The 13319-nt window shown below is 61.7% G+C and carries 11 protein-coding genes, 4 tRNA genes and 1 pseudogene; 15 read left to right on the forward strand and 1 reads right to left on the reverse strand.

The features are described 5' to 3' along the window. The 13 genes and pseudogenes from JWR98_RS14850 to JWR98_RS14910 form a co-directional block, all read left to right on the forward strand. Positions 1 to 1420: pseudogene (locus JWR98_RS14850) on the forward strand (motility hub landmark protein FimV); the annotation flags it as partial. A gap of 159 nt (positions 1421 to 1579) precedes the next feature. Continuing rightward, positions 1580 to 2404 carry a tRNA pseudouridine(38-40) synthase TruA gene (gene truA / locus JWR98_RS14855; protein WP_078733924.1) on the forward strand — a complete coding sequence of 275 codons (825 nt, stop codon included), beginning with the start codon at positions 1580 to 1582 and terminating at the stop codon, positions 2402 to 2404. 63 nt (positions 2405 to 2467) lie between these two features. Next, the gene (locus tag JWR98_RS14860; protein ID WP_205490427.1) at positions 2468 to 3100 is read left to right on the forward strand and encodes a phosphoribosylanthranilate isomerase; all 633 of its coding nucleotides are present in this window, start codon (positions 2468 to 2470) and stop codon (positions 3098 to 3100) included. A 244-nt stretch (positions 3101 to 3344) separates the two neighbouring features. Next, entirely contained in the window at positions 3345 to 4265 is a 921-nt protein-coding gene (accD, locus tag JWR98_RS14865) for an acetyl-CoA carboxylase, carboxyltransferase subunit beta (RefSeq protein ID WP_078733922.1), read from the forward strand. Continuing rightward, positions 4262 to 5569 (forward strand): bifunctional tetrahydrofolate synthase/dihydrofolate synthase, encoded by a 1308-nt coding sequence (folC, locus tag JWR98_RS14870; RefSeq protein ID WP_205490429.1) that lies wholly within the window; start codon positions 4262 to 4264, stop codon positions 5567 to 5569. The genes accD and folC overlap by 4 nt, the downstream gene beginning before the upstream one ends. Then, positions 5553 to 6206 (forward strand): SPOR domain-containing protein, encoded by a 654-nt coding sequence (locus JWR98_RS14875; RefSeq protein ID WP_078733920.1) that lies wholly within the window; start codon positions 5553 to 5555, stop codon positions 6204 to 6206. Before folC ends, JWR98_RS14875 begins: the two co-directional genes overlap by 17 nt. Positions 6207 to 6346: 140 nt before the next feature. Beyond that, positions 6347 to 6904 (forward strand): CvpA family protein, encoded by a 558-nt coding sequence (locus JWR98_RS14880; protein ID WP_205490431.1) that lies wholly within the window; start codon positions 6347 to 6349, stop codon positions 6902 to 6904. A 41-nt stretch (positions 6905 to 6945) separates the two neighbouring features. Further along, positions 6946 to 8451, forward strand: coding sequence for an amidophosphoribosyltransferase (gene purF / locus JWR98_RS14885; RefSeq protein ID WP_003175086.1), 1506 nt, complete (start codon positions 6946 to 6948; stop codon positions 8449 to 8451). A 66-nt stretch (positions 8452 to 8517) separates the two neighbouring features. Continuing rightward, positions 8518 to 9729, forward strand: coding sequence for an O-succinylhomoserine sulfhydrylase (locus JWR98_RS14890; protein WP_078733919.1), 1212 nt, complete (start codon positions 8518 to 8520; stop codon positions 9727 to 9729). Between the two features lie 11 nt (positions 9730 to 9740). Beyond that, on the forward strand, positions 9741 to 10505 hold the full coding sequence (locus JWR98_RS14895) for an SDR family oxidoreductase (RefSeq protein WP_078734000.1): 765 nt from the start codon (positions 9741 to 9743) through the stop codon (positions 10503 to 10505). Between the two features lie 99 nt (positions 10506 to 10604). After that, positions 10605 to 10680 (forward strand) — tRNA-Val (locus JWR98_RS14900). A 55-nt stretch (positions 10681 to 10735) separates the two neighbouring features. Beyond that, a tRNA-Asp gene (locus JWR98_RS14905) sits at positions 10736 to 10812 on the forward strand. 105 nt (positions 10813 to 10917) lie between these two features. After that, positions 10918 to 10994: transfer RNA gene (locus JWR98_RS14910), tRNA-Asp, on the forward strand. A gap of 188 nt (positions 10995 to 11182) precedes the next feature. Here JWR98_RS14910 and JWR98_RS14915 read toward each other — a convergent pair. Then, entirely contained in the window at positions 11183 to 12466 is a 1284-nt protein-coding gene (locus JWR98_RS14915) for an NAD(P)/FAD-dependent oxidoreductase (RefSeq protein ID WP_205490433.1), read from the reverse strand. A 184-nt stretch (positions 12467 to 12650) separates the two neighbouring features. Between JWR98_RS14915 and JWR98_RS14920 the strand changes: the two genes are divergently transcribed. Together JWR98_RS14920 and JWR98_RS14925 are read left to right on the forward strand one after the other, a co-directional pair. Beyond that, positions 12651 to 12727 (forward strand) — tRNA-Val (locus JWR98_RS14920). Positions 12728 to 12919: 192 nt separating this feature from the next. Then, positions 12920 to 13273: a hypothetical protein gene (locus JWR98_RS14925; protein WP_078733917.1), complete on the forward strand. Its 354-nt coding sequence runs from the start codon at positions 12920 to 12922 to the stop codon at positions 13271 to 13273. Positions 13274 to 13319: the final 46 nt, after the last annotated feature.

Consider the following 13319-nt stretch of genomic DNA (forward strand, 5'->3'; position numbering starts at 1 on the left):
CGGCAGCCCCCGCTGAACCGACAGCCACGCCGGCTCCGGCTGCGCCAGCACCGGAACCGGCCAAGCCGGTTGCGGCCACGGACACCACCGAAGGCAAGTTCAACGAACTGCTCACCAACCCGGTTGTGCTGGGGGTCATTGGCGGTGCGGCGGGCCTGCTGGTATTGCTGCTCCTGCTCCTGTGGGCGCGCATCGCAACGCGCGCCGCGAGGAGGAGAAACACCTGCGCATGGCGCGTGCGCTGGCCGAAGAGCCGGTGTTCAGCTCGAGCATCGACCAGGACCTGCCATCGGACAGCTTCGAAGGCCTCGAAGTACCGCCGCCGAACGTCAAGCTGGCAGCCGCTCCCGTCCCTGCGCCGGTGGTCGCGCCCGCCGCGGTTGTACCGACCGTTGCGTCGGTACTGGCGCCGCTGGCCGTCGCCGTGGCCCCGGTCAACGCCAATGACGCGCTGGCGCAAGCCCAGTCCCATATCGACCGTGGTCACCTGAACCAGGCCGCCGATGTGCTGGAACAGGCGATCAAGCATGAGCCCAAGCGCAGCGACCTGCGTTTGAAACTGATGGAAGTCTACGGTCTGCAAAACGACAAGGACGGCTTTGTCACCCAGGAGCGTCAACTGGTAGCCAATGGTGAAAACCATGCGCAGGTCGAACAGCTCAAGAGTCGCTTCCCGGCCATGGCCGTATTGGCGGCAGGTGTCAGTGCGGCAGTGGCCGCCGCCGCCCTGGACGCTCAATACGTCAAGGAACTGTTGGAAGACAAGCCGGCTGCACCGGCCCCTGAGCTCGACACCGATTTTGATTTGAGCCTGGATGAACTGGAAGCGGCTTCGCCAGCCAGCCTGGACGATGAACAGACCTTTGCCGCGTTGTTGCAGGAACAGACAGACGCCAAGGCGAGCCCGGAGGAGGACCTGTCGGACTTCGATCTTGACCTGCAATTGGATGCGCCTGCCTCGGCACTATCGGATGACGACTTCCTTTCCGGGCTGGAAGAACAGATGAAGGACGTGCCGGCCGTCGAGCCGCCGACCCTCACGCCTGCGGCCCTGGACGACTTCGACTTGCCGGAAGATTTCGATCTGTCCCTGGCTGACGAGCCGGAAGCTGCCGCCAAGCCCGATGCCTTCGCGTCGGAGCTGGATGACGTCAACGCCGAGTTGGATCGCCTGTCCCAGACCCTGGAAAATCCCGCCCTTGAGCCATCCTTCACCGCTGAAGACGCGGCGTTGGGCGATGATGAGCCGGAGTTCGACTTCCTCTCCGGTACCAATGAAGTGGCCACCAAGCTGGACCTGGCCCAGGCCTATATCGATATGGGTGATGCGGATGGCGCGAAAGACATCCTGGCCGAAGTGCTGATCGAGGGCGATGAGGTACAGCGCGGCGAAGCCAAGGAAATGCTCGGCAGAATCTGACGGCTGGAGCATGCCAAATGTGGGAGGGGCTTGCTCCCATATTGGGCTGCAATCCATAACAAAAGCGCGCGCAACGCACCTGCCGCCTTATAATGGCCGCCTTTGCGCAACTCATCAGGCTCTCAATTCTTGGCAAATATAGATAACCCGGCCGCCGAAATGGCGGCCGCCGGCTTTTACCGCATCGCCCTGGGCGTGGAATACAAAGGCTCGCGCTATCGCGGCTGGCAGCGCCAGGCATCGGGCGTGCCCACGGTGCAGGAAACCCTGGAAAAGGCCCTGTCCAAGGTCGCTGATTCGCCGGTTTCGCTGATGTGCGCCGGGCGTACCGACGCCGGCGTCCACGCATGTGGCCAGGTGGTGCACTTTGATACCCAGGCCGAACGCACGATGAAGGCGTGGGTCATGGGCGCGAATATCAACTTGCCCCATGACGTCAGCGTCAGTTGGGCCAAGGTCATGCCGGCGCATTTTCATGCGCGCTTCAAGGCGATCGCCCGGCGCTACCGCTATGTGATCTACAACGATCAGATCCGCCCGGCGCACCTTAACGAAGAAATCACCTGGAACCACCGCCCGCTGGACGCCGAGCGCATGGCCGAGGCCGCGCAGCACCTGGTGGGTGTGCATGATTTCAGTGCCTTCCGTGCCGGCCAGTGCCAGGCCAAATCACCGATCAAGGAAGTCCATCACCTGCGCGTGACCCGACACGGCAAGATGATCGTGCTGGACATCCGTGCCGGCGCGTTCCTGCACCATATGGTGCGCAACATTGCCGGGGTGCTGATGACCATCGGCACCGGCGAGCGCCCGGTGGACTGGGCCAGGGAAGTGCTGGAAAGCCGCATCCGTCGCACCGGTGGCGTCACCGCGCATCCGTTCGGGCTGTATCTGGTGGATGTGGAGTACCGCGACGAGTTCGAACTGCCGGACCGTTTTATCGGGCCACACTTCCTTACCGGTTTCAGCGAACTTGGCGGCTGACGCCCGGAATAGCTTTTGTTACCATCCGGGACTTTCTCGGCCAAACCCTGAGGGTTCTACGACATGTCAGCCGTTCGCAGCAAGATTTGCGGGATTACCCGCATAGAAGACGCGCTGGCGGCAGTCGAGGCGGGGGCGGACGCCATTGGCCTGGTGTTTTATGCCAAGAGTCCGCGCGCGGTGAACGTACTGCAGGCGCGGGCGATCATCAAGGCATTGCCGCCGTTCGTCACCACGGTGGGCTTGTTCGTCAACGCCAGCCGTTGCGAACTCAACGAAACCCTGGATGCCGTAGCGCTGGACATGCTGCAGTTCCACGGCGACGAAACCCCGGATGACTGTGAAAGTTACCAGCGCCCGTACATCAAGGCGCTGCGCGTCAAGGCCGGGGATGACATCGCTGCCGCCTGTGCCGCCTATGTCGGGGCACGTGGGATTCTGCTCGACACCTACGTCGAAGGCGTACCCGGCGGTACCGGTGAAGCATTTGACTGGTCGCTGATCCCCGAGGGGCTGAATGCGCCGATCATCCTGGCCGGCGGCCTCAACCCGGCGAATGTCGCGGCGGCCATCGAACAGGTTCGTCCCTATGCCGTGGATGTCAGCGGCGGGGTGGAGCAGGGCAAGGGCATCAAGGATCACAGCAAGATTCGCGCGTTCATGCAGGCCGTGCGCAACAGCCGTGGCGGGATGTGACGGCTGGCAGTCTGCCGCCGTCCATAACTACCACTGTGTAAAACAGCCCGGTGCCGCCTGTGGGGGTGCTGGAAACGAAGTGGCAACCCTGCGCTGGCAGGTTGTCTGGAAGGCTGAGGATGCAGGCTGGAAATGGCAGGTCGAACGTCTGACCCCGTCCAGCTCGCATCATCGCCACATATGAATTTAGCTCAAGGGCATACGCGGGGCTGTGTTCAAGCCACCGGTACTGGAGAAAGAAAGCATGAGCAACTGGTTAGTAGACAAACTGATCCCTTCGATCATGCGTTCCGAGGTGAAAAAAAGCTCGGTTCCTGAAGGTCTGTGGCACAAATGCCCATCCTGCGACGCGGTGCTGTACCGTCCGGAGCTGGAAAAGACCCTGGACGTTTGCCCCAAGTGCAACCATCACATGCGTATTGGCGCCCGTGCGCGTATCGATATCTTCCTCGATGCCGACGGCCGTAACGAGCTGGGCGCTGACCTGGAACCGGTTGACCGCCTCAAGTTCCGCGACGGCAAGAAGTACAAGGACCGCCTGAGCGCTGCGCAAAAGCAGACCGGTGAGAAGGATGCGCTGATCTCGGTCAGTGGCAAGCTGCTGGGTATGCCGGTGGTGGTGTCGGCGTTCGAGTTCTCCTTCATGGGCGGTTCCATGGGAGCCATCGTCGGCGAGCGCTTTGTGCGCGCCGCCAATTACGCGTTGGAAAACCGTTGCCCGATGATCTGCTTCGCCGCCTCCGGTGGTGCGCGTATGCAGGAAGCTCTGATCTCCCTGATGCAAATGGCCAAGACCTCCGCGGTGCTGGCGCGTCTGCGCGAAGAAGGTATCCCGTTCATTTCCGTGCTGACCGACCCGGTCTATGGCGGCGTTTCCGCCAGCCTGGCGATGCTGGGTGACGTGATCGTTGGCGAGCCAAAGGCCCTGATCGGCTTTGCCGGCCCGCGCGTGATTGAGCAGACCGTGCGTGAAAAACTGCCCGAAGGCTTCCAGCGCAGCGAGTTCCTGCTGGAGCACGGTGCCATCGACCTGATCATACCGCGTGGCGAGCTGCGTCCACGCCTGGGCAACCTGCTGGCGCAAATGATGGGCCTGCCGACGCCTGTGTACGTCGCGCCTAAAATCGAGCCGATCGTTGTGCCGCCGGTGCCTGCGAACCTATGACCCAGCGTACCCTGAGCGAATGGCTCGCCTACCTTGAGCAGTTGCATCCGTCCGCCATCGACATGGGGCTGGAGCGCTCGCAACAGGTAGCGGCCCGCCTCGGGTTGGGCCGGCCGGCGCCGCGTGTGATCACGGTGACCGGCACCAACGGCAAAGGCTCTACCTGCGCCTTTGTCGCCGCGCTGCTGCAGGCCCAGGGGCTGAATGTGGGCGTGTACAGCTCGCCGCACCTGCTGCGCTACAACGAGCGGGTGCAGCTCAATGGCATCGAAGCCACCGACGAGCAGCTCTGCGAAGCCTTCGCCGCACTGGATGCGGGGCGTGGCGACATTTCCCTGACCTACTTCGAGATGGGCACCCTGGCGGCGTTCTGGCTGTTCGAACGTGCGCAGCTGGACGTGGTGGTGCTGGAGGTCGGCCTGGGCGGGCGTCTGGACACGGTCAACGTGGTGGATGCCGACCTGGCGTTGGTCACCAGTATTGGCGTGGACCACGCCGACTACCTGGGCAATACCCGTGAGTCCGTTGCCTACGAAAAAGCCGGGATTTTCCGCCAGCGCAAGCCTGCGCTGTGCGGTGACCTGGACCCGCCGCAACCCTTGCTGGACAAGGTGCGCGCGCTGGATTGCCCGTTCTTCCTGCGCGGGCGCGAATTCACGCTTGAGATTGGCGAACAGCACTGGCAGTGGCGCGGGCGTGATGCGCGTGGGCAGACAGTTGAGCTGCGCGATTTGCCGCTGCTGAACCTGCCGATGGAAAACGCCGCGCTCGCGCTGCAGGCCTATCTGTTGCTGGATCTGCCATGGAATGCCGAGCAGATTGCCGCGACCTTGCTGGCGACCCGTGTCGTGGGGCGCTTGGACCGTCGTGTATTCGAGTGGGAAGGCAAGCGCCTGAACCTGTTGCTGGATGTGGGGCACAATCCCCATGCGGCGCACTACCTGGCGCGGCGTCTGTCACGCACGCCGCCGGCCGGTCGTCGCCTGGCGGTGTTCGGGTTGCTGGCGGACAAGGACCTGGAAGGCGTGGTTGCGCCGTTGCTCGGCAGTGTCCAGACGTGGGCGGTGGCACCGCTGGATACTCCGCGCAGTCGTCCGGCGGTAGAACTGGAGGCGGTGTTGCAGAACCTTGGGGCACCCGTGACGTCGTATGCAAGCGTGATTGCCGCCCTTGAGGCGCAATGCGCGGTCGCGACGGCCGAGGACGAAATCCTGTTGTTCGGGTCATTTTATTGTGTTGCCGAGGCGCTTGAGTGGTTGGCCCGGCGCTCCACGGAGGAAGCTGCACATGGCATTACTGGATAGCGCGTACAAGCAGCGGATGGTCGGAGCCCTGGTTCTGGTGGCGCTGGCGGTGATTTTTTTGCCCATGCTGTTTTCTCGCCAGGACGAAGAGCGCCAGGTCGTTGTTGAAGCGCCGGCTGCGCCTCAGGCTCCCGCCGTGCCGCAAGTGCAGATTGAACCGGTCGTAGTGCCGGAGCCTCAGGCGTTGCCGCAGGAAGAGCCGGTACCGAGCGATGAGGAACTGGCTGCGCAACAGGCACCGTCGATGCCGGTTCAGCCAAGCGTGCCGGTGGTCAAGCCCGTGCCAGCCGTTGCCGCCAAGCCTGCCGCGCCGGCACCTGTGCCCAAGCCGGTCGCGCCGCAACCCGCCGCGCCGGGCAAGCCGGATGTCGGGCAGAGCCGCATCGACCCGAATGGCTTGCCGATCAGTTGGTCGATCCAGGTGGCCAGCCTGGGCAATCGCGAAGGGGCCGACGCGTTGCAGAAGAAGCTGCGCGCCCAGGGGTATAACGCTTACATCCGCAGTGCCGACGGCAAGAACCGCGTGTTTATCGGGCCGCTGATCGAGCGCGCCGAGGCCGACCGTCTGCGGGATTTGCTGGATCGTCAGCAGAACCTGAAAGGGTTCGTGACCCGGTTCCAGCCTGAGCGCGGCTGAGCCCACATTGATTTGTGGTGGGGTTGAAATGCGATTGGCTCGCCACAAACTACTGATTTGCTAAGCAGCCGCAATCACAGCTTACCGACAGCCCGGCGCTCTGCTAAAATGCGCCGCCTTATCTGTCCGTAGGCTCAAACGTGCCATTTACCTGGGTTGATTGGGCGATCGTCGCCATCGTCGCCATCTCCGCGTTGATCAGTCTAAGCCGCGGCTTCGTAAAAGAAGCACTGTCGTTGCTGACCTGGATCATTGCAGGAGTCGTCGCCTGGATGTTCGGTGGCTCGCTGTCGGTCTACCTGAGCGGATACATCGAGACACCTTCGGCTCGCGTGATTGCGGGCTGCGCCATCATGTTCATCGCCACGCTGCTGGTGGGAGCAATGGCCAATTATCTGATTGGCGAGTTGATACGTGTCACCGGTCTCTCCGGGACCGATCGATTTCTCGGCATGGCCTTCGGCGCCGCGCGTGGCGCGTTGCTGGTGGTCGTGGCGGTCGGGCTGTTGAGCCTGGGGCCGGTACAGCAGGATTCGTGGTGGCAGGAGTCGGTACTCGTGCCAAAATTTCTATTGGTTGCAGATTGGTCCAAGAACCTCATTCTGGGGTGGAGCAGTCAGTGGCTGGCCAGCGGAATCAGCGTACCCGCTGATCTTCCGTTCAAGGAACACCTCTTGCCGGCCAAAACGCCTCAGTAAGCTGTGTTCAGTCAAGATTCATTAAGTAGGGGTTGCGTCGCATGTGTGGCATCGTCGGTATCGTCGGTAAGTCGAACGTCAATCAGGCGCTGTATGACGCGCTAACCGTCCTCCAGCACCGCGGCCAGGACGCTGCCGGTATTGTGACCAGCCACGACGGCCGGTTATTCCTGCGCAAGGACAATGGCCTGGTGCGTGACGTGTTTCATCAGCGTCATATGCAGCGCCTGGTCGGGCACATGGGCATTGGCCATGTGCGTTACCCGACTGCCGGTAGCTCGACCTCGGCCGAAGCTCAACCGTTCTACGTCAACTCGCCTTACGGCATCACCCTGGCGCATAACGGCAACCTGACCAACGTTGAACAACTGGCCAAGGAGATTTACGAATCTGACCTGCGCCACGTCAACACCAGCTCCGACTCGGAAGTGCTGCTCAACGTGTTCGCTCATGAGCTGGCCCAGCGTGGCAAGCTGCAGCCGACCGAAGAAGACGTGTTCGCCGCCGTGATCGACGTGCACAACCGTTGTGTCGGTGGTTATGCGGTGGTGGCGATGATCACCGGTTACGGCATCGTCGGTTTCCGCGACCCGCATGGCATCCGCCCGATCGTGTTCGGCCAGCGTCACACCGACGAAGGTGTCGAGTACATGATCGCTTCCGAAAGCGTGTCCCTGGACGTGCTGGGCTTTACCCTGATCCGCGACCTCGCGCCGGGCGAAGCGGTGTACATCACCGAAGATGGCAAATTGCACACCCGTCAGTGCGCCGTGGCGCCGACACTCACCCCGTGCATCTTCGAGCACGTCTACCTGGCGCGTCCGGATTCGATCATCGACGGTGTGTCGGTATACAAGGCACGCCTGCGCATGGGTGAGAAGCTGGCCGACAAGATTCTGCGTGAGCGTCCCGAGCACGATATCGACGTGGTGATCCCGATTCCGGACACCAGCCGCACCGCCGCGCTGGAGCTGGCGAACCATCTGGGCGTCAAGTTCCGCGAAGGTTTCGTCAAGAACCGTTACATCGGTCGTACCTTCATCATGCCCGGCCAGGCAGCGCGCAAGAAGTCGGTGCGCCAGAAGCTCAACGCCATCGAACTGGAATTTCGCGGCAAGAACGTGATGCTGGTGGATGACTCCATCGTACGCGGCACCACGTGCAAGCAGATCATCCAGATGGCCCGTGAAGCTGGCGCCAAGAACGTATACTTCTGTTCCGCGGCGCCTGCCGTGCGTTACCCGAACGTGTACGGTATCGACATGCCGAGCGCCCACGAGTTGATCGCACACAACCGCACCACCCAGGACGTGGCCGACCTGATCGGTGCCGATTGGCTGATCTATCAGGATCTGCCGGACCTGATCGAAGCGGTCGGTGGTGGCAAGATCAAGATCGAGCAGTTCGACTGCGCGGTGTTCGACGGCAAATATGTGACCGGTGACGTCGACGAGGCCTACCTGAACAAGATCGAGCAGGCGCGGAACGACTCCTCGAAGATCAAGACCCAGGCGGTCAGCGCGATCATCGATCTGTACAACAACTGAGTAAATACCGGCCCTGAGGGGCCGGTTTTGTATGTTAAACAAAGCATTCAAGTAAGGAGTGGCAGCATGAGTCAGGAATGGGATGCCGGTCGGTTGGACAGCGACCTCGATGGCGTAGCTTTCGATACCCTGGCTGTGCGCGCCGGCCAGCACCGTACCCCGGAAGGTGAGCACGGCGACCCGATGTTCTTCACCTCCAGCTATGTGTTCCGCACCGCGGCCGATGCCGCTGCGCGCTTTGCCGGTGAAGTGCCGGGTAACGTTTACTCGCGTTACACCAACCCGACCGTGCGTGCGTTCGAAGAGCGTATCGCGGCCCTGGAAGGCGCCGAGCAGGCGGTGGCCACGGCGACCGGCATGGCGGCGATCCTGGCGGTGGTGATGAGCCTGTGCAGTGCCGGCGACCACGTGCTGGTGTCGCGCAGTGTGTTTGGTTCGACCATCAGCCTGTTCGAGAAGTATTTCAAGCGCTTCGGTATCGAGGTGGATTACGTGCCTCTGGCGGACCTGTCCGGCTGGGATGCGGCGATCAAGGCCAATACCCGCCTGCTGTTCGTCGAATCGCCGTCCAACCCGTTGGCCGAACTGGTGGACATCGCTGCCTTGTCCGAAGTGGCTCACGCCAAGGGCGCCATGCTGGTGGTGGATAACTGCTTCTGCACGCCGGCCTTGCAGCAGCCGCTGAAGCTGGGCGCGGACATTGTGGTGCACTCGGCTACCAAGTTCATCGACGGCCAGGGCCGTTGCATGGGCGGTGTGGTAGCGGGGCGCAGCGAGCAGATGAAGGAAGTGGTGGGCTTCTTGCGCACCGCAGGCCCGACCCTGAGCCCCTTCAACGCCTGGATCTTCCTCAAGGGCCTGGAAACCCTCGGCCTGCGCATGAAGGCCCATTGCGCCAATGCCCAGGTCCTGGCCGAGTGGCTGGAGCAGCAGGACGGTATCGAGAAGGTCCACTACGCCGGGCTCAAGAGCCATCCGCAACACGAACTGGCCCAGCGCCAGCAGCGTGGCTTCGGTGCGGTGGTGAGCTTTGAAGTGAAGGGGGGCAAGGAGGGCGCCTGGCGCTTTATCGATGCCACACGCCTGATCTCCATCACCGCCAACCTGGGCGACAGCAAAACCACGATTACCCACCCAAGCACCACCTCCCACGGCCGCCTGGCGCCGCAGGAACGTGAGGCGGCGGGTATTCGCGACAGCCTGATCCGCGTCGCGGTGGGCCTGGAAGACGTGGCTGATTTGCAGGCCGACCTGGCCCGCGGGTTGGCGGCCTTGTGATCGAGTGGTCCCTGGAAGCTGCCGCGGCGACTAACGGGCGCGTCGCACTGGTGACGGGCGCGGCACGGGGCATTGGCCTCGGCATCGCGGCGTGGTTGATCAGTGAAGGTTGGCAGGTGGTGTTGACCGACCTGGATCGCGAGCGCGGTGCCAAGGTGTCCAGGGTACTGGGCGACAACGCGTGGTTTATCAGCATGGACGTGGCGGACGAGAAACAAGTCGCCCAGGGCGTCGCTGAAGTGCTCGGGCAGTTCGGTCGCCTGGATGGGCTGGTGTGCAATGCGGCCGTGGCCGACCCGCACAACATCACTCTGGAAAGCCTCGACCTGGCGTATTGGAATCGCGTGTTGGCGGTGAACCTCAGCGGGCCCATGCTGTTGGCCAAGCACTGTGCGCCGTATCTGCGTGCTCACGGTGGGGCCATCGTCAATCTGGCATCGACCCGCGCCCGTCAATCGGAGCCGGACAGCGAGGCCTATGCGGCGAGCAAGGGCGGCCTGTTGGCCCTGACCCATGCACTGGCGATCAGTCTCGGGCCGGAGGTCCGTGTGAATGCCGTCAGCCCGGGCTGGATTGACGCGCGTGACCCGGCCGTACGACGTGCCGAGCCGCTCACCGATGCCGATCATGCCCAGCATCCCGCGGGCCGGGTCGGCACGGTCGAGGATGTGGCGGCGATGGTCGCGTGGTTGCTGTCGCGCCAGGCCGGGTTTGTCACCGGGCAGGAGTTCGTGGTGGACGGCGGCATGAGCAAGAAGATGATTTACAGCGAGTAGGGCGGTCTTGACGCCATTTTGGTTTTTTTAGAAAAACTTCAAGCAGGCTATTGACTTAGGTCCGCTACCTGCGTAAATTTCGCGGCCTCACGAAGCAAAGGGTGATTAGCTCAGCTGGGAGAGCATCTGCCTTACAAGCAGAGGGTCGGCGGTTCGATCCCGTCATCACCCACCACTTCTTGAGAGTTTTGCTCCAGGGCAAAACGCAACGTTAAAGGTTGCACCGACGCGCAGCGGTAGTTCAGTCGGTTAGAATACCGGCCTGTCACGCCGGGGGTCGCGGGTTCGAGTCCCGTCCGCTGCGCCATATTTTCCAGGTCTGATTCGTCGGGCTTGAGATTGAACAGCCAAAGCTGATCAGTCAGATGTTTAAAGACGGTTGAGGCTTTACGCGCAACTGGTCAAGCGATACGCAGCGGTAGTTCAGTCGGTTAGAATACCGGCCTGTCACGCCGGGGGTCGCGGGTTCGAGTCCCGTCCGCTGCGCCATATCTGCCTCAAGGCCCACTGAACGCCTTGAAGCACAAAGCAAGCCACTGGCTACTTTGATCCGATAGCAAAGGCCCTGGTCGAAAGACCGGGGTTTTTTGTGTCTGCGATTTGATGTTAAGTCAGGCGCGGTCAATGTGGGAGCTGGCTTGCCTGCGATAGCATCGCAGGCAAACCTTTTCACATCCTCAGAATCCCAGCTTATCCCGCAACCCGTAATACCACGCGCCCAAGGCTGCGAACGGCGTGCGCAACAGTTGCCCGCCCGGAAACGGGTAGTGCGGCAGGTCGGCAAACGCATCAAAACGCTCTGCCTGGCCTCGCAACGCCTCCGCCAGTACCTTGCCAGCCAGGTGCGTGTACGTCACGCCATGCCCGCTGCAGCCCTGTGAGTAGTAGATGTTGTCCCCCAGTCGGCCCACCTGTGGCAAGCGCGACAGGGTCAGCAGGAAATTGCCGGTCCAGGCGTAGTCGATCTTCACATCCTTGAGTTGCGGGAAGGCCTTGAGCATTTTCGGCCGGATGATCGCCTCGATATTCGCCGGATCGCGCGCGCCATACACCACGCCGCCGCCGAAAATCAGGCGCTTGTCGCTGGTGAGACGATAGTAGTCGAGCAGGTAGTTACAGTCCTCGACACAGTAGTCCTGAGGCAGCAATGTCCTGGCCAGTTCATCACCCAACGGTGCGGTGGTGATCACTTGGGTGCCGCAGGGCATCGATTTGGCCGCCAACTCCGGTACCAGGTTGCCCAGGTAGGCATTGCCGGCGACGATGATGAACTTGGCCCTGACCTTGCCTTCGGCGGTATGCACCACCGGGTTGGCGCCGCGCTCAATGCGCACCGCCGCCGATTGTTCGTAGATCGTGCCACCCAGCGATTCCACAGCCGCCGCTTCGCCCAGCGCCAGGTTGAGTGGGTGGATATGCCCGCCACTCATGTCCAGCAGGCCGCCGACATAGTTATCACAGGCTACCACTTCGCGGATGCGGCGTTCGTCCAGCAGTTCCAGTTGGGTGTGGCCGTAGCGCTCCCACAGGCGCTTCTGCGATTCCAGGTGGCCCATGTGCTTGCTGTTGAGTGCGGCGAACACGCCGCCGTCCTTCAGGTCGCATTGGATCTGGTACTTGGCGACGCGCTCACGAATGATCCTGCCGCCTTCGAAAGCCATTTGTCCCAGCAACTGCGCCTGCTGCGGGCCGACGCTGCGCTCGATCACATCGATATCGCGGCTGTAGCTATTGACGATCTGCCCGCCATTGCGGCCCGACGCACCAAAACCCACTTTGGCCGCTTCCAGAACCGTCACGCGAAACCCGTTCTCCAGCAGAAACAGCGCGCTGGACAGCCCGGTATAGCCGGCTCCAATCACGCACACATCGGTTTCAACGTCACCTTGCAGGGCCGGACGAGGCGGAACCGCGTTGGCGGACGCGGCGTAATAAGACTGGGGGTAGAGGGTGTTCGCCATCCTGGAACCTCTGTTTTATATTTTTTACGAGTGCGCTGATCCTACCTGAGTTGAAAATTGCCCGCCAGCCACCGAAAAAACACGGGTGTGCCGGGCGAAAATAAAAAATTCGCATATTCATAGGGTTAGCTGCAAAAAAGATGTTGACACCCCTCCGCAATTCCGTAGAATGCCGCCTCACAGCAGGCACGTAGCTCAGTTGGTTAGAGCACCACCTTGACATGGTGGGGGTCGTTGGTTCGAGTCCAATCGCGCCTACCAAACAAAATCCGCTCTGCTGGGCGGTCTAGAAGGGCTCACCGAAAGGTGGGCCCTTTTTTGTTGTCTGCGATTTGCAAAGCTTTCGCAAAACCCTACTCGGCGCTCACTTCCAGATTCTCGATCCCTTGGCAACCGCTTACGCGCTCGATAAGGTGAGAAAGCGATTCACCTGCCGAAATCAGGAGTAAACAAGTGTTTTCAAGGAAAAACGCGGGGTTGTGGATACTGCTTTCAGCCGTCACCACCCTCGAGGCAGCTACCGCCGCTCAACCCAAAAGCGAAGAAAAAGTCGCGGTCACCGCCATAGCCGCACTCCAGATATGCAACGAGAGAAATCCCGAGCGTGGCTTAACGCTCGAGAGGATGGTGACTGATCCCACGTTCAGCGAAGAGAGCAGGTCCGAGTACCGCCGGGTCAACGCGGACCCTTCATACAAAGACGACGTCTCGGAAATGAAATCCTTTTTGTTGCAGCCCCCACTGGCAGATGTCCTGCGTGATATTTGTGAGAATCTTAGAAAAACCAGTCCGGACGGCTATCGATAATCGACGGTCTTCGCCGTGACGCTCTGATGCGTTGATTGACCATCGG

It is taken from the genome of Pseudomonas lactucae (genome assembly GCF_016937615.1).
Lineage (GTDB): Bacteria > Pseudomonadota > Gammaproteobacteria > Pseudomonadales > Pseudomonadaceae > Aquipseudomonas > Aquipseudomonas lactucae.

Excerpts from the sequence above, each read along its gene's own strand:
- purF (WP_003175086.1), top strand. The coding sequence starts at position 6,946 with ATGTGTGGCATCGTCGGTATCGTCGGTAAGTCGAACGTCAATCAGGCG.
- truA (WP_078733924.1), top strand. The coding sequence starts at position 1,580 with ATGGCGGCCGCCGGCTTTTACCGCATCGCCCTGGGCGTGGAATACAAA.
- JWR98_RS14915 (WP_205490433.1), bottom strand. The coding sequence starts at position 12,466 with ATGGCGAACACCCTCTACCCCCAGTCTTATTACGCCGCGTCCGCCAAC.
- folC (WP_205490429.1), top strand. The coding sequence starts at position 4,262 with ATGACCCAGCGTACCCTGAGCGAATGGCTCGCCTACCTTGAGCAGTTG.
- JWR98_RS14875 (WP_078733920.1), top strand. The coding sequence starts at position 5,553 with ATGGCATTACTGGATAGCGCGTACAAGCAGCGGATGGTCGGAGCCCTG.
- accD (WP_078733922.1), top strand. The coding sequence starts at position 3,345 with ATGAGCAACTGGTTAGTAGACAAACTGATCCCTTCGATCATGCGTTCC.
- JWR98_RS14860 (WP_205490427.1), top strand. The coding sequence starts at position 2,468 with ATGTCAGCCGTTCGCAGCAAGATTTGCGGGATTACCCGCATAGAAGAC.
- JWR98_RS14890 (WP_078733919.1), top strand. The coding sequence starts at position 8,518 with ATGAGTCAGGAATGGGATGCCGGTCGGTTGGACAGCGACCTCGATGGC.